The organism is Advenella kashmirensis WT001, from assembly GCF_000219915.2.
GTDB lineage: Bacteria > Pseudomonadota > Gammaproteobacteria > Burkholderiales > Burkholderiaceae_B > Advenella > Advenella kashmirensis.
In genome coordinates this window covers 4,137,085-4,159,849 of the sequence record NC_017964.1, presented here as the reverse complement: position 1 = coordinate 4,159,849, position 22,765 = coordinate 4,137,085, and the positions used below count along the sequence as shown (strand labels likewise).

Genomic DNA, 22,765 nt, shown 5'->3' with positions numbered 1-22,765 from the left:
GACGTGGCAAAACTTTCACTCATCAATCGCGATATCAAGCGCGCCAAACTGGTTGAGAAATTCGCAGCCAAACGTGCAGCACTGACAGCGATCATTAACGACACATCGAAATCCGACGAAGAGCGCTACGACGCACGTTTGAAATTACAGCAATTACCGCGTAATGCAAACCCAACTCGTATGCGTAACCGTTGCGTTATCACCGGACGCCCACGTGGCGTGTTCAGCAAATTTGGTTTGACCCGTCACAAACTGCGCGAGATGGCAATGCGCGGAGAAGTGCCCGGTATGACCAAGGCTAGCTGGTAGGAGAATAAATTATGAGCATGAGCGATCCAATCGCCGATATGCTGACGCGTATTCGTAACGCGCAGCAAGTCGAGAAAGTCTCGGTATCGATGCCCTCCTCTAAGCTGAAAGTGGCTATTGCCACCGTGCTGAAAGAAGAAGGTTATATCGAGAGCTTTGAAATCAAAGGTGAAAAAGCCAAGCCTGAGCTTGAGATTTCACTGAAGTATTACGCGGGACGTCCCGTGATCGAACGCATTGACCGCGTATCACGTCCTGGACTGCGCATCTACAAAGGCCGTACTGCCATCCCTCAGGTGATGAACGGTCTGGGCGTAGCCATCGTCTCCACTTCACGTGGCGTCATGACAGACCGCAAGGCTCGTCATGAAGGCGTGGGCGGCGAAGTTCTGTGTTACGTGGCATAAGGAGAAGAATATGTCACGTATAGCAAAATATCCTGTTGAAGTCCCTAAAGGTGTTGAAGTTAACATCACGGACAGCAACATTCATGTTAAAGGCCCTTTGGGTGAACTGAACCAGCAACTGGGCGGCGAAGTCGCTCTCAAGCTGGACGACGGCAAAATCTCTTTTACCGTGGCTGATGATTCCCGCCATGCAAAAGAAATGTCCGGCACTCTGCGCGCCTGGTAAACAATATGGTTACCGGCGTCAGCAAGGGTTTCGAACGTCGTCTGAATCTGGTTGGCGTGGGTTACCGTGCCCAGGTTCAGGGAGATTCACTCAAGCTTCAACTTGGTTTCTCGCATGACATCGTGCACCCGCTGCCAAAAAGCGTGAAAGCCGAATGCCCAACTCAGACCGAAATCGTTCTGAAGAGCTTCGACAAACAGGCTGTTGGCCAGGTTGCCGCGAAAGTCCGCGCCTATCGTCCACCAGAGCCCTACAAAGGCAAAGGTGTTCGTTATGCTGACGAACGCGTCATCATCAAAGAAACCAAGAAGAAATAATAGCGCAGGCAAGGATATATCATGGACAAAAAATTATCCCGTTTGCGTCGTGCAGTGGCGACTCGCCGGAAAATTGCAGAGCTCGGTACATACCGTCTGGCAGTTCACCGTTCGAATCTTCACATTTACGCAAACGTTATTTCGCCGGAAGGCGACAAGGTGTTGTTAACCGCTTCTACGCTCGAGCCCGAAGTCCGCAAGGAACTGGCCGAAGGCAAGAAAAATGGTGGCAACGTTGAGGCAGCCGTCATTGTTGGAAAACGGGTTGCCGAGAAAGCCAAGGCAGCGGGTATCGAGTCTGTAGCATTCGACCGTGCCGGTTTCCGTTACCATGGCCGCGTCAAGGCGCTGGCCGAAGCCGCGCGTGAAGCCGGCCTCAAGATCTAATCGAGGAATTGTCAAATGGCAAAAGCACAAGGCAAGAACGCCCCTGAGCAAGAACGCGATGACGGTTTTCGCGAGAAGATGATTGCGGTCAACCGTGTGACCAAGGTAGTAAAAGGTGGTCGCACAATGAGTTTCGCAGCCCTGACCGTAGTCGGTGATGGCGATGGCCGCATCGGTATGGGTAAAGGTAAAGCACGCGAGGTGCCCGTCGCAGTTCAGAAAGCAATGGAACAGGCCCGTCGCGGCATGGTTCGTATCGCGCTGAAAGAGGGTACCCTGCATCACACCGTCGTGGGTAAACATGGCGCATCTACCGTTCTGATTTCACCGGCTGCCGAAGGTACCGGAGTGATCGCAGGCGGTCCAATGCGCGCCATCTTCGAAGTGATGGGTGTACGCAACGTGGTTGCCAAGAGCCTGGGCTCAAGCAACCCGTACAACCTGGTACGCGCAACATTGAACGGTCTGAACGCCTGCCTGACACCTTCCGAGGTGGCAGCCAAGCGCGGCAAATCGGTCGAAGAGATTCTGGGGTAAATGATGGCACAGAAGAAGCAAATTAAAGTCACGCTTGTTCGGTCCGTTATCGGCACCAAACAAAGTCACCGCGATACAGTGCGCGGGTTGGGTTTGGGTAAAGTAAACAGCAGCCGCGTGCTGGTGGATACACCGGAAGTTCGCGGGATGATTCGCACAGTCGATTATCTCGTGTCCGTTTCGGAAGCCTGAAGCCTTATCGTAAAGGAATAGAGATGTCCGAAATGCAACTCAACTCATTGTCCCCCGCTGAAGGCAGCAAGCATGCCAAGCGCCGTGTTGGTCGCGGCATTGGTTCAGGCTTGGGTAAAACAGCCGGTCGTGGACACAAAGGTCAGAAATCACGCTCAGGCGGCTTTCATAAAGTCGGCTTTGAGGGTGGTCAGATGCCCCTGCAACGTCGTTTGCCAAAACGTGGCTTTACGCCTCTGGGTCAGCACCTGTACGCAGAAGTACGTTTGTCTGAACTGCAGAAGGTCACTGGCGACGAAATCGATGTTCAGGTGCTCAAGCAGCAAGGTTTTATTGGTCAGCAAGTACGTTACGTGAAAGTCATCAAGTCTGGTGACCTTTCCCGTAAAGTATCCCTCAAAGGGCTGACAGCAACAGCCGGTGCCCGCGCAGCGATCGAAGCCGCTGGTGGTTCACTCGCTGAGTAAAAGGGGTAAAAGTGGCTAAAGCACAGGCAGCAGGAAAAGCAGGTAGCGGTAAGAAATACGGCGACCTCAAGCAGCGTCTTGTGTTCCTGATTCTCGCGCTGATCGTGTATCGGCTGGGTACGCATATTCCGGTACCGGGTATTAATCCCGATGCCATGCGCCAGCTGTTCAATTCGCAATCGGGCGGGATTCTGGGCCTCTTTAACATGTTCTCGGGCGGCGCGCTGTCGCGCTTCTCTGTATTTGCTCTGGGTATCATGCCGTATATTTCGGCATCGATTATCATGCAGCTGGTCAGCTCCGTAGTACCTTCTCTTGAGGCAATCAAGAAAGAAGGCGAGGCCGGCCGCCGCAAGATCACCCAATACACACGCTATGGCACGGTGTTGCTCGCGTTGGTGCAATCCTTTGGTATTGCCGCTACGCTGCAGGCTCAACCGGATCTGGTCAATTCACCAGGACCCATGTTTGTCTTTACGACAGTGGTCACCCTGGTAACCGGAACCATGTTCGTGATGTGGCTTGGAGAGCAAATTACCGAGCGTGGTCTTGGCAACGGTATCTCAATCCTGATTTTTGCAGGTATTGTGGCTGGTCTGCCTACCGCTCTGGCAAGCATGTTCGAGCTGGTCAGTCAGAATCAGATCGGAACAGTGTCCGCACTGTTTATTCTGGTCCTGGTGGTTGCAATTACCGCTCTGGTGGTGTTCGTTGAGCGTGGTCAACGCCGAATTACGGTGAACTACGCGAAGCGTCAGGTCGGCAACAAGGTTTATGGTGGTCAGAGTTCGCATCTGCCCCTGAAGCTGAATATGGCAGGTGTGATTCCTCCCATCTTTGCTTCATCCATCATCCTGTTTCCGGCGACCATTGCCAGCTGGTTTTCGCAATCAAGTAACATGCGCTGGTTAAGCGACACGGCAGCCGCGCTGCAGCCTGGTCAACCCCTGTATGTAACGGTATTTACCGCTTTGGTTGTGTTCTTCTGCTTTTTCTACACCGCGCTGGTATTTAACAGCCGGGAAACGGCAGACAATCTGAAGAAAAGCGGCGCATTTGTTCCGGGTATCCGTCCGGGACTGCAGACATCAAAATATATCGACAAAATTTTGATGCGCCTGACACTGATCGGTGCCATTTACATCACGCTGGTGTGTCTGGTTCCCGAATTTCTCCGGATGCAGTGGCAGAATGTACCGTTTTATTTTGGCGGCACCTCGCTGTTGATTATCGTAGTGGTAACAATGGACTTCATGGCGCAGGTACAGGCCTATATGATGTCACACCAGTATGATTCGCTGCTCAAGAAGACAAGTTTTAAGGGTTCGAGCTTACCTATGAGATAGATCATGGCCAAGGATGACGTCATACAAATGCAGGGTGAGGTTGTCGAGAACCTCCCGAACGCAACATTTCGTGTAAAGCTCGAAAACGGACATGTGGTTCTTGGCCACATTTCCGGCAAGATGCGAATGCACTATATTCGGATTCTTCCGGGTGACAAGGTAACCGTGGAACTCACGCCCTATGACCTTTCACGTGCAAGAATCGTCTTCCGCTCCAAATAAGCGGAAACAAAACTAGGAGTCAACCATGAAGGTAATGGCATCGGTAAAAAAGATCTGCCGTAATTGCAAGATCATTAAACGACACGGAGTTGTACGAGTAATTTGTACAGATCCACGTCACAAGCAGCGTCAGGGTTAATCCTGGCGCATCGATTTAACGAGGAACAGACATGGCCCGTATAGCTGGCATTAACATTCCGCCGCATCAGCATGCTGAAATCGGTCTGACCGCTATTTTTGGCATCGGACGCACTCGCTCTCGCAAAATTTGCGAAACAGCCGGTGTGGCCTTTGACAAGAAAGTGAAAGATCTGACAGATGCAGAACTCGAGAAAATCCGTGAACAGGTTGGTCAGTTCACAGTCGAGGGTGATTTGCGTCGTGAAGTACAACTTTCGATTAAACGTCTGATTGACCTGGGTACCTACCGTGGTCTGCGTCACAAACGTGGTCTGCCCGTTCGCGGTCAGCGCACACGTACAAACGCACGTACACGCAAGGGCCCACGTCGTTCAGCACAATCACTGAAGAAATAATCGGGGTAGATTATGGCGAAAGCTTCTGGCGGCGCTGCACGCGCACGCAAAAAAATTAGAAAGGTTGTATCGGACGGTATTGCACACGTTCATGCATCTTTCAACAACACAATCATCACAATTACTGACCGTCAAGGCAATGCCTTGTCATGGGCGACGTCGGGTGGCGCGGGCTTTAAAGGCTCACGTAAATCGACGCCTTTTGCAGCGCAGGTTGCAGCCGAGTCAGCGGGCCGTGTAGCATTGGAATATGGTATCAAAACACTGGAAGTACGCATCAAGGGCCCTGGTCCTGGTCGTGAATCTTCAGTGCGTGCATTGAATGCACTGGGTATCAAGATTTCCAGTATCTCAGACATCACGCCAGTCCCGCATAACGGTTGCCGCCCTCCTAAACGTCGTCGTATTTAATTTAGCAAGGGAAAATAATGGCACGATATACTGGACCAAAATGCAAACTTTCGCGTCGCGAAGGCATTGATCTGTTCCTGAAGAGCGCACGTCGTTCACTCGACTCCAAATGCAAGCTTGACTCCAAACCCGGTCAGCACGGCCGCACCTCTGGTGCCCGTACGTCCGACTACGGCCTGCAACTGCGTGAAAAGCAAAAACTGAAACGTATGTACGGTGTGCTCGAAAAGCAATTCCGTAAATACTTCGCTGAAGCTGAGCGTCGCCGTGGCAACACTGGCGAGACCCTGATTCAGTTGCTCGAATCGCGTCTGGACAACGTTGTATACCGTATGGGTTACGGTTCAACACGTGCAGAAGCCCGTCAACTGGTTGCCCATGGTGCAATCGAGCTGAACGGTCACAAGGCAGACATTCCATCAATGCTGGTCAGCAGCGGTGATGTTGTTTCTGTTCGTGAAAAGTCCAAAACACAGGCTCGTATCAAAGAGTCTATGGATCTGGCATCCGGCAACGGTCTGCCACAGTGGGTTGAAGTGGACACCAGCAAATTGACTGGTACCTTCAAACAGGCGCCGGATCGCGCTGATGTCGCTCGTGATATCAACGAATCCATGATCGTCGAGCTGTACTCACGTTAATGCATCAAAGAAAACAGGGAACCAATATGGTTTCCTGTTTTTTGCAATTTCAAGTTTTTCCAGGTTGTATTTATCTTATCCATCAGCCTTATCGGTGTAACGAGCCGAGGGTATTGAAAAGGACACAGAGTTATGTCTCAAGGTTTTTTGAAACCCCGTTCCATTGAAGTCACACCGGTTACCGAAAACCACGCCAAAGTGGTAATGGAACCGTTTGAACGTGGTTATGGCCACACGCTGGGCAACGCGCTGCGTCGCATTCTGCTGTCTTCCATGACAGGTTTTGCGCCTACTGAAGTGCAGATCACAGGTGTGGTTCATGAGTACTCTACGCTGACAGGCGTGCGTGAAGATGTCGTTGACATCGTTCTGAACCTGAAGGGCATTGTATTCAAACTGAACAACCGTGAAGAAGTGACCGTTACGCTGCGCAAATCTGGCTCCGGCCCGGTCCTGGCCAGCGATATCGATCTGCCTCACGACGTAGAAATTATCAATCCGAATCACGTGATTGCGACGCTGACAGAAAACGGCAAGCTCGAGATGCAAATCAAGATCGAGCAGGGCCGTGGTTATGTTGCCGGCAATATGCGCGCACTCACCGACGAGCGTTCGCACACCATCGGCCGTATCCAGATGGACTCCTCGTTCAGCCCCGTTCGCCGCGTCAGCTATGCTGTCGAAAGCGCCCGTGTTGAACAGCGTACCGACCTGGACAAGCTGATTCTGGATATCGAAACAAACGGCGTGATTTCTCCTGAAGAAGCCGTGCGTCAGTCTGCCCGTATCCTGATGGACCAGATTTCCGTATTCGCAGCCCTGGAAGGCGCCAGCGATACATTCGAAACACCGGTCCGCGGCGTACCGCAAATTGATCCTGTGCTGTTGCGTCCTGTTGACGATCTCGAACTGACCGTTCGTTCGGCCAACTGCCTCAAAGCAGAAAACATCTATTACATTGGTGATCTGATCCAGCGTACTGAAAACGAGCTGCTCAAAACACCTAACCTGGGCCGTAAATCTTTGAATGAAATCAAAGAAGTACTGGCTGCACGTGGCCTGACCCTGGGCATGAAGCTGGAAAGCTGGCCGCCACTGGGTCTTGAGCGTCCTTAAGGTGCAATCTTGTTGGCTGCAGGCCTCAAAACCTGCTGCCTGCATGAGCCCAGGCTCATATTTGCTGTAAAATTGCTGGTTCCCGCAAGGGGCCAAAAGAACCGGATGGTTTCAGGCTTATCATATTTCAAATATGGTCACCCGATTCTGTTCTTATACCAACCGGACCGCCAGTTATGACAGCCGTCATAGCAGGATAGAAGAACCGGTCAAACAGACGGCATAAGCTGTCTTTAACCTAGATTCAAAGGAAATTATTATGCGTCACCGTAGTGGTCTACGTAAGCTGAACCGTACCAGCAGCCATCGCCTGGCGATGTTCCGCAACATGTCTGTATCTCTGATTCAGCACGAAGCGATCAAAACAACATTGCCAAAAGCCAAAGAGCTGCGTCGTGTCATCGAGCCTCTTATCACCCTGGCCAAAGAGCCGACCCTGGCCAACAAACGCCTGGCATTCGCCCGTCTGCGCGACCGCGATGCTGTGGTTAAACTGTTTGCTGAAATCGGTCCTCGCTATAAAGAGCGCAACGGTGGTTACACCCGCGTTCTGAAAATGGGTTTCCGTCAGGGCGATAACGCGCCAATGGCATTCATGGAACTGGTTGACCGTCCTGAAGTTGCCGACGAAGTGGTTGACGCCGAGTAAGGCTGAAATCCCATAGTCGACAGCCGGTGTGCATGCACCGGCGGGCGTCGCAGTATTTCTTTGCCGGGGTATCACAACACCGGTAGCAAAAAGGCATCTGTCTCGGCAGATGCCTTTTTGCGTTGTGTTCAGGGTAAGTCTGGACCTCAACCCGCAATTGTACGGCTGGAGCAATGGTTCACACCTCTCTTGCCTGAATGCAGCGGCTTGGTATTCTGATTTGATCAGATGCATTTTTATATTTCTATACGAATGTATATGCATTTGTGTATGCAATGGGCAAGCGATTATCCGTTACAGGTTTTGATTGGGATTCGACCTATGATTTATCCGGTTTCAGGCCCATGAGTTTCGAAGTGCAAAATAAAACGGCTGCTCTTAATCTGCGGTTGCCGCAAAGTATGCTGGATGCGATTAAAGTGAAGGCAAAAAACAAAGGCATTCCGTATACCCGATATATCAGAATGCTGATCGAACACGATCTTGCACAATAGATGCAAAAGCGTCACAGATGGCGCCAACGCTATTGCTACAAACATGATGTTCTGTGAAGTGGCGATCTGCTAACTCGCTGCGTTCAAAAATGCTTGGCTCTCTTTGAACCCACCGTTCTTTTCTCCATAATCTATTCTTTCAGATTCATGACAGTCGTGCCCGCGCTACAATAAGGCCTGCAAAAATTTCCCCCCTTTCTTTTCCCCAACAGGAACGAACAATGCGTGCTTCGTCTGTGTCAGGTCTTGCTGCGCCCGCAGAACGTGACTACCAAAAAAATGCCAGAAAAGCCATCTGGGCTTCATCAATCGGCTATGCCCTGGACGGATTCGACCTGCTGATCCTGGGTTTTATTTTATCGGCCGTTAGTGCAGGCCTGGGTCTGACCAGCACCGAAGCAGGTTCGCTGGTGACCTGGACCCTGGTGGGCGCGGTCATCGGTGGCGTCGGCTTTGGCCTGCTTAGCGATATTTACGGTCGGGTCCGGGTGCTGACCTGGACGATTCTGCTGTTTGCTATTTTCACAGGAATGTGCGCCCTGGCGCAGGGTTATTGGGACTTGCTGGTATATCGGACTATCGCCGGCCTGGGCCTGGGCGGCGAGTTCGGCATTGGCATGGCGCTGGCCACTGAGGCCTGTCGGCCGTCGCAGCGCGCCCGTGTCTCTTCATACGTCGGCCTGGGCTGGCAGGCAGGTGTACTGGCCGCAGCGCTGCTAACGCCGCTCTTGCTGCCCATCATTGGCTGGCGCGGTATGTTCGCGGTGGGTGTGTTGCCGGCCATTGTCTCGTTTTTTGTGCGCTCCTATATCGGTGAGCCCGAACACTTTGTTAAATCGGCCCCGGTGGCAAAGTCATTTACGCTTGCGCCCCTGCGCTTGCTGGTGGCGGATGCCGAAACCATAAGACGTAGTATCGGGGTGATTATCCTGTGTTCGGTGCAGAACTTCGGCTATTACGGCCTGATGATCTGGATGCCTTCGTACCTGTCTACCCAGTTTGGCTATTCGCTCACCAAATCGGCCAGCTGGACGGCCATGACCGTGCTGGGCATGAGTCTGGGCATCTGGCTGTTCGGGCAACTGGCAGACCGCATCGGTCGTCGCCCCAGTTTTCTGCTCTATCAGGTGGGTGCCGTCATCATGGTTTACGTCTACTCACAGCTGACCACGCCGACCGCGCTGTTGTGGGGTGGGGCGCTGATGGGCGTTTTCGTCAATGGTATGATTGGCGGGTATGGGGCGCTGATTTCCGAGTTGTATCCCCGGGCTGCCAGAGCCACCGCGCAAAACGTCCTGTTCAATATCGGCCGGGCCATCGGTGGATTCGGGCCCGTGGTAGTCGGTGCGCTGGCGACGGCATATTCCTTTGAAGTGGCCCTGGCGTTGCTGGCGTCCCTGTATATACTGGATATTATCGCGACTCTGTTTCTGATTCCTGAACGCAAGGGGATGGAACTGGAGTAATTTCACCTATTCAGGAGTTTCCGATGACAACTGACTGCGTGGTCATGTACACCACCGTCCCCGATACGCTGCTGGCAAAGCGTATCGCGCATTTGCTGGTCGAAGAACATCTGGCTGCCTGTGTGAACTTAAGTCCCGCCGGTCTGTCTATTTATTTATGGGAAGAGAACGTCGAAGGGACCGAGGAAATCACCCTTACCATCAAGACCTCCAGCCGGGCCAGTCTGCGCTGCCAGGAGCGAATCGTGCAATTGCACCCCTACGACGTTCCTGAAATTATTATCCTGCCCGTCCTTGGCGGGCATGTGCCGTACCTGGACTGGGTGCGGGCGCAAACATCGGTATAGAGAGGTCGCGTGTTCACGTCGTCGGATTTGAAGGGCCGCATTATGTGGCTGTTGGGGCTCATGGCCATGCTGTTGCTACTGGCAGCCCCTGCTGTTCATGCGGAAGAAGAATTTCTGGATCCGGAGCAGGCGTTTGTCTTTTCTGCGCAAATGCAGACGCCCTCCGAGTTGCGTATAGACTTTCGCATCGCGCCCAAATACTATATGTATCGCGAGCGTTTCGAGTTTCATATCAAAGGCGATGCGGACAAATCCCAGGCGGCCGCCCTGCTGGGCACACCGGTGCTGCCTAAGGGAGAAGTAAAGTACGACCCGACCTTCGACAAAAACATGGAGGTCTATCATAAGCAGGTAAGCATCCGTCTGCCCCTCCTTAAGCAGACAACGCCGTTTACCGTGCAGGTGGTGGGACAGGGGTGCGCCGATGCCGGCCTGTGCTATCCGCCCATAACCTATGACATCGTCCTGGAGCCCGCGCCCGGCGGCGGCATGAGTATTAACGGCGGCACGCCTGGCGTCAAAAAAGGCGCTGCACCGGCCGCTGCAGTTAGCATGCCACTTGCAGGCAATAATGCCTCTGGCATGGCACAAGAACAGTCATCTTCCGCCGCAAACGATGTTACAAATACCCTTACCGGCCAGGCCGGCACAGGCTCCAGCGCAGTTCAGGCAGCGCAGCCGGGCGCTGGCGCGAGCTCCAGCACCGGTGCCATTTCTACTGTGGCTTCTGCCGAACCCGATAACGCCTCGCTTTTTGATGCCGGCGATACCACCATCGCCCAATGGCTGTCAGAGGCGGGCCTGGCGCGCATTTTATTGATCTGCTTCGCGCTGGGCGTGGTGCTCTCGTTTACCCCCTGCGTCTTGCCCATGCTGCCTATCTTGCTGTCCGTCATTGTGGGTGACCAGAAGGCACGCGGGGGTGTGCCATCCAAAGGGCGCGGCTTTGCACTCACGCTCATGTATGTGCTGGGTACGGCCGTTGTGTACACATTGCTGGGCATTGCGGCTGCCTCTGTCGGTTCGGTGCTGGCAGCCTGGATCCAAAACCCCTGGGTACTTTCGGCGTTCGCGGTGGTGCTGGTTATTCTTGCCATCGGCATGTTCGGTGCTTTTACCATACAGGTGCCGGTGTCCTTGCAGACTTCACTGAACAGCAAAGTGTCGCGGATGCCGGCGGGCGCTATGGTGGTGCTTTCGGCATGGGCATGCTGTCGGCGCTTATTTGCGGCCCCTGCGTTGCGGCGCCGCTGGCCGGTATTTTGCTGTTTATCTCGCAGACAGGTAATCTGGTACTGGGAGGCCTGGCGCTGTTTGTGCTGGCCTGGGGGCAGGGCTTCTCGCTGCTGATCCTGGGCGCCACGTCGGGTGCGCTTATGCCCAAAGCGGGCCCCTGGATGGAAGCGATCAAGTATTTCTGCGGCTTGTTGCTTCTGGCAACGGCACTGTGGATGCTGATGCCTGTGTTGCCCTGTGGGCTCAAATGCTGGGCTGGGCGTTTCTGAGTATGTGTCTGGCGGTGCTGCTGGGCGCCTTCCGCAGTGACACCGGTCCTGTCGCCAGCGCCGGCCCTTGCGGCTCATATTGCGTGCGCTTGGCCTGCTGGCTGCCGCGTGGGCATTGCTGTTGCTGGTGGGTCTGGCAACCGGCAGCCGGGATCCGCTGGCTCCCCTCAAAGGGATCGCGCAGGTAAACGGAGCCGCGCAATCGAGCGTTGCCAAAGTGCAGTTCGAAAGGGTGCAATCACTGGCGGAGCTCGAAGCGCGCATTGCGGCGGCCGGCAAACCAGTCATGCTGGACTTCTACGCCGATTGGTGCATTTCCTGTCACGAAATGGAAAAATTCACCTTTTCCGATAGCCGGGTGGCCAGTGCCATGAACGACATGCTTGTATTGCAGGCGGACGTCACCGGCAATAATGAGCAGGATCGCGAACTGCTCAAGCGCTTTCGCCTGTTCGGCCCGCCGGGCATTATTTTCTTTGACCGCAATGGCCAGGAAATGAAGAGCAATCGCGTGGTCGGTTTTCAGAAGGCGGACAAATTTCTGAAAAAATTGCAGCTGGCGCTACGCTAGGAACAGCGCGGCGGCCAGTCGCCTCTTTTCGCAAGACACAGGCATGCCCTGGCAAGTGAAAGATTGCAAAAGAGGGGGCTAAGAATATTGCTATCCGGGTGTGACAACACGCCGGATGTGGATGCAGCAAGAGGAGAGGATTCAGTCCAGATCGAGCCAGCTACGGTTCTTTTCCGAAAGACCGATGCCAGCCCATTTATTTCCCAGTTCGATCACCAGGAGGCTGTCGTTGGTATCCAGGGCAGGCAGCAAAAGCTCGCGTACCTGCGTGACCCCCAGATTGGTTGCCACGATATAGCTCGAATCGTAGCAATGCCAGCGACTGGGGAAATGTTCATCTATGAGCTGTTTTAACTTGGTAAATCGGGTACCCAGCAGACGGCGGTCATACGTGATCAGCACTTTCATCTCATTTCCCCTGACTATGAAAAACCATTCCCGATATAGTAATACAAATCCGCGACAATGGGCCAGATAGTTGCGGCAAGTAGTGGTCCCTCTTCTGCTGCAGTGATTTTTCCGTAATGCAATAACAGTTTCCTGTTGTCATTTACTGTCACATGCGCATCGTTTCAGCCGCTTTCAATTTGTTAATGCTGCAAGGCGGTACATTACACTAAAATCCCTATGTCTCGCGGGCGAAGCGGGATGGCCCCCAACTCCAGACAGAGAATTGTTCATGCTAAAAATGTGGATCAAATCCAAACAGTACAAGCCAGGAAATTATCCCTGCTCACCGGCTGCTGTCCGCTCACCAAGTCGTGTATCGAAATTTGATGACGTAATGACACGAAGCAGTGCATGGATTGTATTGGTTTTCGTTCTGCTGTTGTCCACCGTCGCTCCGGCATTCGCTGCGCTGTCTGCCGAGGATCTGGCATGGATAAATCGAGTCACTTATGGGGTCAATAAACAGACGGTGATGGAGTACGAAAAGCTGGGTCGCGATGCTTTTTTGAAAAAGCAACTAAACCCACCTCAAGACGATAAGGTTGATAAAGAGACAGCTACTGAACTTAATCGTGGGTATCGTTCTCAAGAGGTGATGATGGAGGATATTACCGAACGGCGCCAGAAGTACCGTCGGCAAGTGAAAGACGAGAAGAAACGGTCGCAATTTAATACTATTTTGCGACGAGAAGGAAATAAAGCGGTGGCCATAGCTGAGCGCCGTCACTTGATGCGGGCGATATATTCTCCATGGCAATTAAAAGAACAAATGGCTTGGTTTTGGCTTAATCATTTCTCTGTATTCGTTAAAAAAGCGAACATTCGATGGCAAATCGCGGACTATGAAGATAAGGCTATTCGGCCCTATGCATTAGGTAAATTCAAGGATATTTTACGAGCTACGATGACCCACCCAGCAATGCTCGATTATCTCGATGCTTCTAAAAAATAAAAAAAACCAACCTAATGAAAATTACGCGCGTGAACTTATGGAATTACACACATTAGGGGTAAACGGCGGATATACGCAAAAGGATGTGACAGAAGTGGCGCGTGTTCTTACGGGCATAAGCGCAGCTTTCGGACCCGTTTCAAATAAACTCGAGCAAGATGCGGGAGTTGGTTTTTCCGAAAAAATGGTTTGCAGTTTTCTCCAAAAGATCACGACTATAAAAACAAGAAAATTATGGGTTCTACTATTAAAGGCACCGGCTGGGATGAAATTGACGCCTTAGCGACGATGCTGGCCGGACAGCCGGCCACAGCAACCCATATCAGTACAAAATTGGCCCAGTTTTTCATGGGTGACAAGCCGGATGCTTCACTAATTAAAGAGATGAGTGAGCGATTTCTCACCAGTGAAGGAGATATTGAACAAACGTTGGAAGTCCTATTTAATAGTCAGGCGTTTCTGTCTTCGTTAGAACGTAAGTTCAGAACTCCCATGGAAGTTGTAGTGTCGACCGCACGGTTGGCTTATGAAGACAACAAAGTGCAGAATTATGTACCGTTGGCGTCGTTCCTGGGAAACCTAGGCCAAGGGCTTTACCAAAGGGTTACTCCAGACGGCTATCCTATGGAAAAAAGCATGTGGGATGGTTCAAGTCAGCTATTTAAGCGTTTTGAGGTTGTCCGTTTCCTAAGTAGTGGTAGCCCACGGTTTTTTCAATATGGAAGTAAGCCTGTAAAGGTCAAGGCGGCAGTACCAGAGTTGAATAATGAATTTTTTGACCAAAATATCAAACCCCATTTGTCTCAGACAACGCAGGCTGTTTTAAAGAAGACGGAGAAGAATCCGGTCTTATGGAATGCAATGCTATTTTCCTCACCCGAATGGATGAACCGGGAGTTTACACAATGAACAGACGTGATTTTTTAGCAGCCACCATGCTGGCTCCACTCACTGTGAACAGTCAACAGCTTTTTGCAGCGGAAGGCACTGACATTAAAGTGTTGGTTATTTTTCTTCGTGGCGCCTATGACGCCTGTAATTTTCTGGTGCCTTATACCAGCGATGACTATTATGAAACCCGACCGCGTATCGCGATCGCGCAGCCTGGCAGTGGAGAGGGCGCGGCACTGAAACTGAATGATAATTGGGGAATGCATCCTGCGTTTCAGCACACTCTACTGCCGTTGTGGGAACAGAAACAGATATCGTTTATTCCATTTGCTGGCACTGCTAATATGTCTCGTAGCCATTTTGAAACGCAGGACTTCATGGAAAGTGGACAGCCAGCTACCGGTTCGCGTGAGCACGGATCAGGCTTTTTGAATCGGCTAGCTGCAGTGCTGGGAGCCAAGGCTCAACCAGTTTCTTTCACGAACAACAATCCGCTCATCATGCAGGGGCCGGCGCGAGTTCCGTTGATTGCCCTTAGCGGCTCGGGCAAATCCATTTATAAAGACGAGCAAATTTCGCTCCTAGAAGAACTATACAAAAACACGAAGGACCAACAAACCGTTGCAGAAGGCGTGGCCAATCATCGTATGATGCTCGAAGAATTCGAAAAGGAAAAGGAAGCGGCCAGCAGGAATGCCATGAATGCTAAAGGTTTTGATTTGCAGGTCAAACGCATGGCTACCCTCATGAAAGATAAATACAGTCTGGGGTTTCTTGATATTGGCAATTGGGATACGCATTTCAGCCAAGGTGGCGCTACCGGTATGCTGGCCAATCAGTTCAAGAGCCTGGGCAGCGGCTTAAAGACATTCGCCGAGGAAATGGGTCCGAAGTGGGACAAGACGGTTGTGTATGTGATGTCTGAATTTGGCCGCACCTTTCGTGAAAACGGCAGTGGGGGCACCGATCATGGGCACGGCTCGGTGCATTGGCTGCTCGGAGGCGCTGTTAACGGGGGCAAGATCCTGGGCGAACAAACCGATGTCAATATTGCCTCCCTGAATGAAGAGCGTGATTACAAGGTGCTCAACAATTCGCGGGATGTGCTTGGCGGATTGTTCAAACAGGTTTATGGTCTGAATAATGCGCAACTGCAAAAGGTCTTTCCTTCATCAAAAGTGTCGGCAATCAAGCTGGTCTGATAGTGCAGTTCAAAGAGTGATGGTTCGCGCAAGTTTGCCTGGGTACGCTCGATGAAGCGGCACAGGCCTGCTAGCGGACTTGAGTAGTATTTCGCTCGCAACACGCTTTGGGGCAGCCAGCCTTACTCAGGCCTGGTGGGGGCCCTACATACAAATGAAATACCCGCGCATTACAATAAAAAAATCTTTGCGGAAATTTCATATGACCATTCCAGCCAGCGGGCGCGTACTGTCTGTCTCCCAAGACGATGTACATCGCTTTTCCAAAACCCCCGTATCAGAGATATGCATCGTGACTGGCCTGGGCGTGCAGGGCGATGCGCATGCGGGCGTCACCGTCAAACATCGATCAAGGGTTGCAGCAGATCCGATGCAGCCGAACCTGCGCCAGGTTCATCTTATGCATGCCGAACTCTTTGCTGAGCTCAAAAGCCAGGGCTTTAATGTGAGGCCCGCTGATCTGGGTGAAAACATTACCACTGAAGGCGTAGATCTGCTGTCTTTGCCCAGGGACACGTTGCTCAGAATTGGCGACGATGTGCTTTTACAGATAACGGGCTTGCGCAATCCTTGCGTGCAAATAGACCTGTTCCAGCCAGGTCTGCTCAAGGCGGTGTTGCTGCGCCAGCCCAATGGTGAGTTGATCCGCAAAGCTGGCATTATGACAATTGTGATAGCGGGAGGAACGGTTCGCGCAGGGGATTCAATCCATGTTCAATTGCCCGCGCCTCCCTACCTGCCGCTGGAGCGCGTGTAGGCGTACTTTTTTCGCTCTTGCCTTTGTTGATCAGCAGGTTTGCTGGTGTGCCAATTATCGTGGCTGCTAGCCGGAAATAATGCCCAGGCGCTCGTCGCCGTATATGTCTTTTACCTGGGCAATCACAACTTTATATCCGTTGAGCCATTTGGCCTGGTTGGCTTTTGCCTGACGATGTACGGGATCATGAATGAGCTTTTCCAGCGCCTGCAGCGACGCCCAGTAATACACATTGGACACCAGCCCGGTAACAGGATTTTCCCAGGCCTCTTCACCCAAATAACCGTCTATATTGCGTGCTATTTCAGCAATGGTTTTGTCCAGACTGTGAAACTCGTCGTCAAACTGTTTTTTTGAGAAAATAAAAGTGGATGAGTACATTGAGAGAAGTGTCATTGAGTAAGTGTGCATACGGATTCTAGCATTACTGAACGCGTAGAGGAGGCCGCAGCACTGGCAAATATGGGTGCGCCGGCAACCAATGCGGGCGATGGAAAAACGATAAGTCACCCGGGTCCATGCAGTTGCATTAGATTCTCGGCAAGTTCATTTAAATATATGATAAGTAAGGTATTTTTGTTATAATGATATGGTTGCTATTTCAATATTTAAAGGTCTTTAATGGACGTGCAGTCAGAAGAGTTTCGGCAGGAAATGCAATCAGAGATTGGCTCTCTGGCCCTGGAAGGGCTGATCCCGGATGCGCAGGCGCTGGCCGACCTGGAACTGGTCATGCAGGGCAAATTGACTATTGAACAGGCAAAGCAGAACGTGTTTGCCCGGATCAGGAATGGCAAAGTATAGCAGCAGCCCCGATTCCTATGTTTATCCGGGTACAGATGTCCTGATCAACAAAGAGGGCATTAAGGACGCCGCGACATTATGCATTGCCGAATCCAACAGTTATCTGTTTGCTTCGGCCGCCTTGAAAGCGCATCCGGTCAAAGGCAACTTTGACTTCAATCATTTGCAGCAAATACATCAACGGCTTTTTGGTGATTTATACGAGTGGGCGGGCCAGGCCCGGACCGTGGATATTTCCAAAGGAACGTCCAGATTCGCTAACCATCAATACATCGAGCAATCGGCCAGGCAACTGTTGCGCCAGCTGCAGGATGAAAACTATTTGCGGGACCAGCAGGCCGACACGATAAGCGAAAGGGCTGCGCATTATCTCGGCGAACTGAACGCAATCCATCCTTTCCGGGACGGTAATGGCAGGGCCACCCGGCATTTTATCGGCCAGCTTGTCAAAGAGGCCGGGTATGCAATCCAATGGGAAAATATCAGTCAGCAGCAAATGACCGATGCTGCCATTCTGTCTTTTCATGGCGATGTGAGCGAGTTGGCCAGCCTGATCAAAGATAACTTGAAAGCGTTGACCGTAAGAAAATAAATACACGGGCTTAAACCCCCGGTTTGTGCAAGGACCAAGGTGCCCGGCTGCAAAAAACCTTGAGCAACCGCGATCCAGGCGCCGGCCCACAATGCCTCGCACCAGCACTCACTCACAATACATCCTCCTCGTCCGACCAGCGCGAGGTAGTATGGCGTGTCCGTTTTGCAGCAGACTGTTTATGTCAATTGTGATAATGCCGAACGCCACCATGGTTCGTTGTCCAGAAACCAGTCAACGGTTTTGATGATGCCCGCGTCAAACGGTTCGCTGGCGACAAAAGCCAGTTCCTGTTCAATCTTTGTCGGATCCATAGCGTAGCGCCGGTCATGGCCGGGGCGATCCTGCACATAGCGGATCAGCGACGCGCTATTGCCCGCCTGCGCCGCCGTTGCCTGCGCAAACCGCTGCCGCAACGGTGGCCGCGTTGCAAAGGCCCGGTCCATAATCTGGCACAACTGATGGATGAGCTGCAGATTGGTCAGCTCGCAGCGGCGCCGACGTTCCAGGTGTCGCCAGCCTTGCCTTGTGCCAGAATCGCTTCGATGGCGCGAACGTGGTCCAGCACGTATAGCCAGTCGCGCACCTGCTGGCCATCGCCAAAAACCGGAATGGTTTTGTTGTGCAGGATGTTTGTCAGTGTCAGAGGGATGAGCTTTTCGGGATAGTGATAGGGGCCGTAATTGTTCGAGCATCGGCTGATGGTCGTGGCCAGGCCATAAGTCTGGTGGTAGGCCCGCACCAGATGATCAGCTGCGGCCTTGCTTGCCGAGTACGGCGAGTTCGGCGCATAGGGTGTGTCTTCGGTAAACGCCGGCTGGCCGGCCGCCAGGCTGCCGAATACCTCGTCGGTACTGACGTGATGAAAGCGATGCGGCAGGGGGGCTTTTTTTTGCAGCGCCGGCACCTCTATCCATACCTGGCGCGCCGCCTTGAGCAGACTGTGGGTGCCGGTGATATTGGTGCGGATAAAGGTATCGGGCCCTGGATGGATCGATCCACATGGCTTTCTGCAGCCAAATGCACGATGGTGTCCACGTTGTGCTGTTGCAGCAATGCGATCACCTGGTCGGTATTGCAGATATTGCCGTGTACAAATGTGAAATTGGCGTGGCGTTCAAGCCCGGCCAGACTGCTGCGGTTGCCCGCATACGTGAGCGCATCCAGCACGACCAGCGTATCGTCTGGATGCGCTCGGAGCCAGTAATGCACGAAGTTGGCGCCGATAAATCCGGCGCCACCGGTAACAAGCAAGGATGCCATTGCGTTCAGGGCCGTTATGTGAAAGTTGCAATGATTCATGATAACAGGACCGGTGTAAACCGCGAAGTCTGTTGTTGGCGATGGTGATGGCCTATCAGTTATAATCAGCGTTGATGCAATCCATTGGGGCTTTGCCCGATACGCATGAAAACAGAACGCCTGGTTATTCCCGATGTCCTGCTGATCACTCCCAAAGTGCATCGCGACGAACGCGGTTATTTTCTGGAGGCCTGGCGCCAGCAGGTGCTTGATGAGGCCCTGGGGCGCGAACTACGCTTTATTCAGGACAACGAATCACAGTCGTCTTATGGCGTGGTGCGAGGGCTGCATTACCAGTTACCGCCTTATGCCCAGAACAAGCTGGTGCGCGTGGTGGCCGGGCGGGTGCGCGATGTCATCGTAGATTTGCGCAAGAGTAGCGCGACCTTCGGACAGTCTCTGCAAATTGAACTGGATGCCGTGGGCAAGCAATCGTTGTTTATTCCTGCCGGCTTTGCACATGGTTTTGCCGTGCTCAGCGAACAGGCTATTTTTACCTACAAAACCGATGCCGCCTATGCCCCCGATTACGAACGTGGTCTGGCCTTTGATGATCCACAACTGAACATTAATTGGCAGGTGCCACGCGAACATATGATACTGTCTGACAGGGATCGGCGTTTCCCTGTGTTTGCCGGCCTGCAGGACTTATACCCCTGAGCGCTGCGGCTTTTATCATAAAATGGCGTTATTCGATACGTCAATGAGGTTTAAATGAATCCGATCCGTAAAGCTGTATTTCCCGTCGCAGGCCTGGGCACCCGCTTTTTGCCGGCGACCAAGGCCATGCCTAAAGAGATGCTGCCCGTTGTGGATAAGCCCCTTATCCAATACGCAGTGGAAGAGGCAGTCAAGGCTGGCATTACCGATCTGATTTTCATTACGGGGCGGCACAAGCGCGCGATCGAGGATCATTTTGACTCCATGCCCGAGCTGGAATCCGAACTGGAAGAAAAGGGCAAGCAGGAGATGCTGGAGCAGGTGCGGCAGGTCATTCCATCCAACGTCAATTGCATTTACATCCGCCAGCCGGCACCGCTGGGCCTGGGCCACGCCGTGCTGTGTGCTGAACCTGTAGTGGGCAATGAGCCGTTCGCTGTGTTACTGGCCGATGATCTGATTGATTCGAACGTGCCGGTGACCCAGCAACTGATTCAGGCTGCCCATGCCAATAACGGAAGTGTGCTTGGTATCCAGACCATTGCTCGCGAAGACTCCAATAAATACGGGATTATCGCGGGTAAATCGGTGTCGTCCAACACGATCCAGGTGAACCAGATCGTTGAAAAACCGGCGCCGGCCGATGCCCCTTCAGACAAGGCCGTGGTGGGTCGCTATATTCTCGAACCGGAGATTTTTGAATACCTGCGCCACATCGGCAAGGGTGCCGGTGGCGAGATCCAGCTTACCGACGGCATTGCTGCCTTGCTCAAAAGCCGTAATGTATTTGGGTTTGCCTACGAAGGTACGCGCTACGATTGCGGTAGCAAGGCAGGCTTTTTTGCCGCCACGGTAGCGCTAGGCCAGAAATACCACGGCTTCAAGCTGTAATTCATTCCTGGCAAGGCAGTCACGGCTAGCGGATATCCCGTACCCGTGATTGCCTGTCAATGAACCAGCCCAGGCCGCAATCGGCCACAGATCGCACACACCGAGCGCGTATGCGATGGCAGGCTGCAGGTGGTTTACTGACGCCCGGTCAAAATGCGGGCAGCTTCAATTGAAAAGTATGTCAGGATACCGTCGGCGCCGGCGCGCTTGAAGCACATCAGCGACTCCATCATCACCTTGTCATGGTCCAGCCAGCCGTTTTGCGCGGCCGCCTTGATCATGGCGTATTCGCCGCTAACCTGATAAGCGTAGGTGGGCACGCGGAAGGTGTCCTTGACCTCCCGTACGATATCCAGATAGGGCATGCCTGGCTTGACCATGACCATATCGGCGCCCTCGCGGATATCTGCTGCAATTTCCCGCAGCGCTTCGTTGCGATTGGCCGGATCCATCTGGTACGTCATTTTGTTGGATTTACCCAAATTGGTGGCCGAGCCAACCGCATCGCGAAACGGCCCGTAAAAGGCGCTGGCGTACTTGGCAGAATAGGCCATGATGCGTGTGTAGATCAGCTTTTCCTTTTCCAGGGCCTGCCGGATGGCGCCGATGCGGCCGTCCATCATATCGCTGGGCGCGACATAGTCGGCGCCGGCGCGGGCCTGGGTCAATGCCTGCTGCACCAGGATATCGGTGGTCTCATCATTCAGCACGTAACCGTCTTCGTCCAGTACGCCATCCTGCCCGTGGCTGGTGTACGGATCCAGCGCCACGTCGCATAAAATACCCAGTTCGGGGAACGCTTTCTTTAGCATGGCAATGGTACGCGGAATCAGGCCATCTTCATGCGTGGCGGCAATACCGTCGGGCGTTTTCAGTGACGGGTCGATAGATGGGAACAACGCCATTACCGGAATGCCCAGCGAAACACAGGTCTCGGCCACTGCCAGCAGCGTGTCGGGGCTATACCTGTTGACGCCTGGCATGGACGCCACCGCTTCGGTCACGCCCGTGCCCTCCTTGATGAATACCGGGTAAATCAGATCATTAACGGTCAGGACGTTTTCCTGAACCAGCCGGCGCGAAAAATCGTCACGACGGTTGCGACGAGGGCGGGATGCGGGAAAATCGGCAGTGATTATTGAAGTCATGGTGTTATCCGTATTGCAATCGGCACCGCAAGGGTGCAATGTAAAGGTGAAGCAAAAAAAGGAGATCAGAAATCATCCACAGGGTTGTGCCGGTTCAGGGCAAGCGAGCAAGAGGCGGTGGGCGCGGCAATCATATCGGTTGCCAGGGCAGGCCGCTTTCCGGTCCGGCGGTTGCGGGCAGGGCACGGCAAGCAAATGTCTTGAACAGGTGTTCTGAAACAAACCCAAGTACGCGATTGTGTTATCAGAGTGCCTGTTGCCCGAAAAGTTCCGCCTGCTCTGCCCGTTCACCTAGGGGCGTGGCGATCAGGGTACGACCTGCGGAGAGATCCAGTTGACGATGCTGCGGTCAGCCTCTTCCAGCCCAATGCGTTGCGTGGCGGAAAACGGCACCGCATTCAGGCGCCGATATCAGCCAGCTCCTGTTTCACCGCAAAGACCGCTTTGATGCGCTGCCCGTAAGGCAGTTTATCGGCCTTGGTCAATAGCGCCAGCACCGGCTTGCCGGTAGGCGCGATCCAGTTGGCCAGGCGCTTGTCCAGATCGGTCACGCCACGGCGGATGTCGATCAGCAGCACCACGCCGGCCAGCGAGCTGCGCTGGCGCAGATAGGCGCCCAGCACTTCAGCCCATTCTTCGCGGGCGTCGCGGGCGACAGAGGCATAGCCGTAACCGGGCAGGTCGGTCAGAAAGCCCAGCGGCTGCTCCGGATCCAGCGGATCGGGGATGCCAAACAGATTGATCAGCCGGGTGCGTCCGGGCGTTTTGCTCGAAAACGCCAGGCGTTTCTGGTTGGCCAGCACATTGATAGCGGAAGATTTGCCGGCGTTGGAGCGGCCCACAAAACAGACTTCAGGCGCCCCTGGCGGCGGCAACTGGTCGAGCCGGGCGGCTGAAGTGTAAAACGAGGCGCGATGTAATATTGACACAAAGGGTTCCGGCAAAAAAAGATTCGTCCTCTATTGTATAA

The 22,765-nt window shown here is 53.1% G+C and carries 30 protein-coding genes and 4 pseudogenes; 29 read left to right on the top strand and 5 right to left on the bottom strand.

The annotated features are described in order from the left end of the window. The first annotated feature begins 3 nt into the window (after nt 1-3). The 20 genes and pseudogenes from rpsN (at nt 4) to TKWG_RS23100 (ending at nt 12,146) form a co-directional block, all read left to right on the top strand. The gene (gene rpsN, locus TKWG_RS19530) at nt 4-309 is read left to right on the top strand and encodes a 30S ribosomal protein S14 (RefSeq protein WP_014752496.1); all 306 of its coding nucleotides are present in this window, start codon (nt 4-6) and stop codon (nt 307-309) included. Nucleotides 310-320: 11 nt separating this feature from the next. Then, nucleotides 321-716: a 30S ribosomal protein S8 gene (gene rpsH, locus TKWG_RS19525; RefSeq protein ID WP_014752495.1), complete on the top strand. Its 396-nt coding sequence runs from the start codon at nt 321-323 to the stop codon at nt 714-716. A gap of 10 nt (nt 717-726) precedes the next feature. Further along, a pseudogene (rplF, locus tag TKWG_RS19520) lies at nt 727-1,259 on the top strand (50S ribosomal protein L6). A 21-nt stretch (nt 1,260-1,280) separates the two neighbouring features. Then, on the top strand, nt 1,281-1,646 hold the full coding sequence (gene rplR / locus TKWG_RS19515) for a 50S ribosomal protein L18 (protein ID WP_014752494.1): 366 nt from the start codon (nt 1,281-1,283) through the stop codon (nt 1,644-1,646). Nucleotides 1,647-1,661: 15 nt separating this feature from the next. Beyond that, the gene (gene rpsE / locus TKWG_RS19510) at nt 1,662-2,183 is read left to right on the top strand and encodes a 30S ribosomal protein S5 (protein ID WP_014752493.1); all 522 of its coding nucleotides are present in this window, start codon (nt 1,662-1,664) and stop codon (nt 2,181-2,183) included. Between the two features lie 3 nt (nt 2,184-2,186). After that, nucleotides 2,187-2,375, top strand: coding sequence for a 50S ribosomal protein L30 (rpmD, locus tag TKWG_RS19505; protein WP_014752492.1), 189 nt, complete (start codon nt 2,187-2,189; stop codon nt 2,373-2,375). A 23-nt stretch (nt 2,376-2,398) separates the two neighbouring features. Then, entirely contained in the window at nt 2,399-2,842 is a 444-nt protein-coding gene (rplO, locus tag TKWG_RS19500) for a 50S ribosomal protein L15 (protein ID WP_041709669.1), read from the top strand. An 11-nt stretch (nt 2,843-2,853) separates the two neighbouring features. Next, on the top strand, nt 2,854-4,188 hold the full coding sequence (gene secY / locus TKWG_RS19495) for a preprotein translocase subunit SecY (protein WP_014752490.1): 1,335 nt from the start codon (nt 2,854-2,856) through the stop codon (nt 4,186-4,188). Nucleotides 4,189-4,191: 3 nt separating this feature from the next. After that, the gene (infA, locus tag TKWG_RS19490; protein WP_014752489.1) at nt 4,192-4,410 is read left to right on the top strand and encodes a translation initiation factor IF-1; all 219 of its coding nucleotides are present in this window, start codon (nt 4,192-4,194) and stop codon (nt 4,408-4,410) included. A gap of 25 nt (nt 4,411-4,435) precedes the next feature. Next, the gene (gene rpmJ, locus TKWG_RS22845; RefSeq protein WP_014752488.1) at nt 4,436-4,549 is read left to right on the top strand and encodes a 50S ribosomal protein L36; all 114 of its coding nucleotides are present in this window, start codon (nt 4,436-4,438) and stop codon (nt 4,547-4,549) included. A 31-nt stretch (nt 4,550-4,580) separates the two neighbouring features. Beyond that, entirely contained in the window at nt 4,581-4,946 is a 366-nt protein-coding gene (rpsM, locus tag TKWG_RS19485; protein ID WP_014752487.1) for a 30S ribosomal protein S13, read from the top strand. Nucleotides 4,947-4,958: 12 nt separating this feature from the next. Then, entirely contained in the window at nt 4,959-5,357 is a 399-nt protein-coding gene (gene rpsK / locus TKWG_RS19480) for a 30S ribosomal protein S11 (protein ID WP_014752486.1), read from the top strand. Nucleotides 5,358-5,374: 17 nt separating this feature from the next. Beyond that, on the top strand, nt 5,375-5,998 hold the full coding sequence (rpsD, locus tag TKWG_RS19475; protein ID WP_014752485.1) for a 30S ribosomal protein S4: 624 nt from the start codon (nt 5,375-5,377) through the stop codon (nt 5,996-5,998). Nucleotides 5,999-6,130: 132 nt separating this feature from the next. After that, nucleotides 6,131-7,114 (top strand): DNA-directed RNA polymerase subunit alpha, encoded by a 984-nt coding sequence (locus TKWG_RS19470; RefSeq protein WP_014752484.1) that lies wholly within the window; start codon nt 6,131-6,133, stop codon nt 7,112-7,114. Nucleotides 7,115-7,373: 259 nt separating this feature from the next. Continuing rightward, a complete protein-coding gene (gene rplQ, locus TKWG_RS19465) occupies nt 7,374-7,763 on the top strand; it encodes a 50S ribosomal protein L17 (RefSeq protein ID WP_014752483.1) in 390 nt (129 codons plus the stop codon). Between the two features lie 275 nt (nt 7,764-8,038). Then, nucleotides 8,039-8,257 carry a CopG family antitoxin gene (locus tag TKWG_RS19460; protein ID WP_014752482.1) on the top strand — a complete coding sequence of 73 codons (219 nt, stop codon included), beginning with the start codon at nt 8,039-8,041 and terminating at the stop codon, nt 8,255-8,257. 221 nt (nt 8,258-8,478) lie between these two features. Then, complete coding sequence (locus TKWG_RS19455) at nt 8,479-9,723, top strand: MFS transporter (protein ID WP_014752481.1); 1,245 nt, start codon at nt 8,479-8,481, stop codon at nt 9,721-9,723. 23 nt (nt 9,724-9,746) lie between these two features. Beyond that, complete coding sequence (gene cutA, locus TKWG_RS19450) at nt 9,747-10,070, top strand: divalent-cation tolerance protein CutA (RefSeq protein ID WP_014752480.1); 324 nt, start codon at nt 9,747-9,749, stop codon at nt 10,068-10,070. 42 nt (nt 10,071-10,112) lie between these two features. After that, nucleotides 10,113-11,575 (top strand): annotated as a pseudogene (dsbD, locus tag TKWG_RS23110) (protein-disulfide reductase DsbD). 67 nt (nt 11,576-11,642) lie between these two features. Then, nucleotides 11,643-12,146, top strand: coding sequence for a thioredoxin fold domain-containing protein (locus TKWG_RS23100; protein WP_085946378.1), 504 nt, complete (start codon nt 11,643-11,645; stop codon nt 12,144-12,146). A gap of 141 nt (nt 12,147-12,287) precedes the next feature. Here TKWG_RS23100 and TKWG_RS19435 read toward each other — a convergent pair whose 3' ends face one another. After that, nucleotides 12,288-12,554: a hypothetical protein gene (locus TKWG_RS19435; RefSeq protein ID WP_014752478.1), complete on the bottom strand. Its 267-nt coding sequence runs from the start codon at nt 12,552-12,554 to the stop codon at nt 12,288-12,290. 271 nt (nt 12,555-12,825) lie between these two features. Between TKWG_RS19435 and TKWG_RS26285 the strand changes: the two genes are divergently transcribed. The 5 genes from TKWG_RS26285 to TKWG_RS19420 all read left to right on the top strand — a co-directional run bounded on the left by TKWG_RS26285 (nt 12,826) and on the right by TKWG_RS19420 (nt 16,398). Beyond that, on the top strand, nt 12,826-13,548 hold the full coding sequence (locus tag TKWG_RS26285) for a DUF1800 family protein (protein ID WP_081489354.1): 723 nt from the start codon (nt 12,826-12,828) through the stop codon (nt 13,546-13,548). Continuing rightward, the gene (locus tag TKWG_RS27415) at nt 13,532-13,831 is read left to right on the top strand and encodes a DUF1800 family protein (protein ID WP_050981680.1); all 300 of its coding nucleotides are present in this window, start codon (nt 13,532-13,534) and stop codon (nt 13,829-13,831) included. The genes TKWG_RS26285 and TKWG_RS27415 overlap by 17 nt, the downstream gene beginning before the upstream one ends. Further along, nucleotides 13,738-14,457, top strand: a complete 720-nt coding sequence (locus TKWG_RS26280; protein WP_081489353.1) for a DUF1800 family protein — start codon at nt 13,738-13,740, stop codon at nt 14,455-14,457. The genes TKWG_RS27415 and TKWG_RS26280 overlap by 94 nt, the downstream gene beginning before the upstream one ends. Further along, nucleotides 14,454-15,641, top strand: coding sequence for a DUF1501 domain-containing protein (locus TKWG_RS19425; RefSeq protein WP_014752477.1), 1,188 nt, complete (start codon nt 14,454-14,456; stop codon nt 15,639-15,641). Before TKWG_RS26280 ends, TKWG_RS19425 begins: the two co-directional genes overlap by 4 nt. A 202-nt stretch (nt 15,642-15,843) precedes the next feature. Further along, nucleotides 15,844-16,398 (top strand): MOSC domain-containing protein, encoded by a 555-nt coding sequence (locus tag TKWG_RS19420; RefSeq protein WP_041710495.1) that lies wholly within the window; start codon nt 15,844-15,846, stop codon nt 16,396-16,398. Between the two features lie 66 nt (nt 16,399-16,464). On the opposite strand, the gene TKWG_RS19415 is transcribed toward TKWG_RS19420, so the two are convergent. Then, complete coding sequence (locus tag TKWG_RS19415; RefSeq protein WP_014752475.1) at nt 16,465-16,779, bottom strand: antibiotic biosynthesis monooxygenase family protein; 315 nt, start codon at nt 16,777-16,779, stop codon at nt 16,465-16,467. 240 nt (nt 16,780-17,019) lie between these two features. On the opposite strand from TKWG_RS19415, the gene TKWG_RS19410 reads away from it, so the two are divergent. After that, on the top strand, nt 17,020-17,202 hold the full coding sequence (locus TKWG_RS19410; protein ID WP_014752474.1) for an antitoxin VbhA family protein: 183 nt from the start codon (nt 17,020-17,022) through the stop codon (nt 17,200-17,202). Then, complete coding sequence (locus TKWG_RS19405; protein ID WP_014752473.1) at nt 17,189-17,794, top strand: Fic/DOC family protein; 606 nt, start codon at nt 17,189-17,191, stop codon at nt 17,792-17,794. Before TKWG_RS19410 ends, TKWG_RS19405 begins: the two co-directional genes overlap by 14 nt. Nucleotides 17,795-17,973: 179 nt before the next feature. On the opposite strand, the pseudogene rfbB reads toward TKWG_RS19405, so the two are convergent. Beyond that, nucleotides 17,974-19,057, bottom strand: a pseudogene (rfbB, locus tag TKWG_RS19400) (dTDP-glucose 4,6-dehydratase). A 144-nt stretch (nt 19,058-19,201) separates the two neighbouring features. Between rfbB and rfbC the strand changes: the two are divergent. Continuing rightward, complete coding sequence (gene rfbC, locus TKWG_RS19395) at nt 19,202-19,756, top strand: dTDP-4-dehydrorhamnose 3,5-epimerase (RefSeq protein ID WP_014752469.1); 555 nt, start codon at nt 19,202-19,204, stop codon at nt 19,754-19,756. 54 nt (nt 19,757-19,810) lie between these two features. Then, on the top strand, nt 19,811-20,647 hold the full coding sequence (gene galU / locus TKWG_RS19390; RefSeq protein WP_014752468.1) for a UTP--glucose-1-phosphate uridylyltransferase GalU: 837 nt from the start codon (nt 19,811-19,813) through the stop codon (nt 20,645-20,647). A 134-nt stretch (nt 20,648-20,781) separates the two neighbouring features. Here the strand turns inward: galU and hemB are convergent, their stop codons facing one another. Together hemB and yihA are read right to left on the bottom strand one after the other, a co-directional pair. Next, nucleotides 20,782-21,795: a porphobilinogen synthase gene (gene hemB / locus TKWG_RS19385; protein ID WP_014752467.1), complete on the bottom strand. Its 1,014-nt coding sequence runs from the start codon at nt 21,793-21,795 to the stop codon at nt 20,782-20,784. A 306-nt stretch (nt 21,796-22,101) separates the two neighbouring features. Further along, a pseudogene (yihA, locus tag TKWG_RS19380) lies at nt 22,102-22,724 on the bottom strand (ribosome biogenesis GTP-binding protein YihA/YsxC). Between the last annotated feature and the right edge of the window lie 41 nt (nt 22,725-22,765).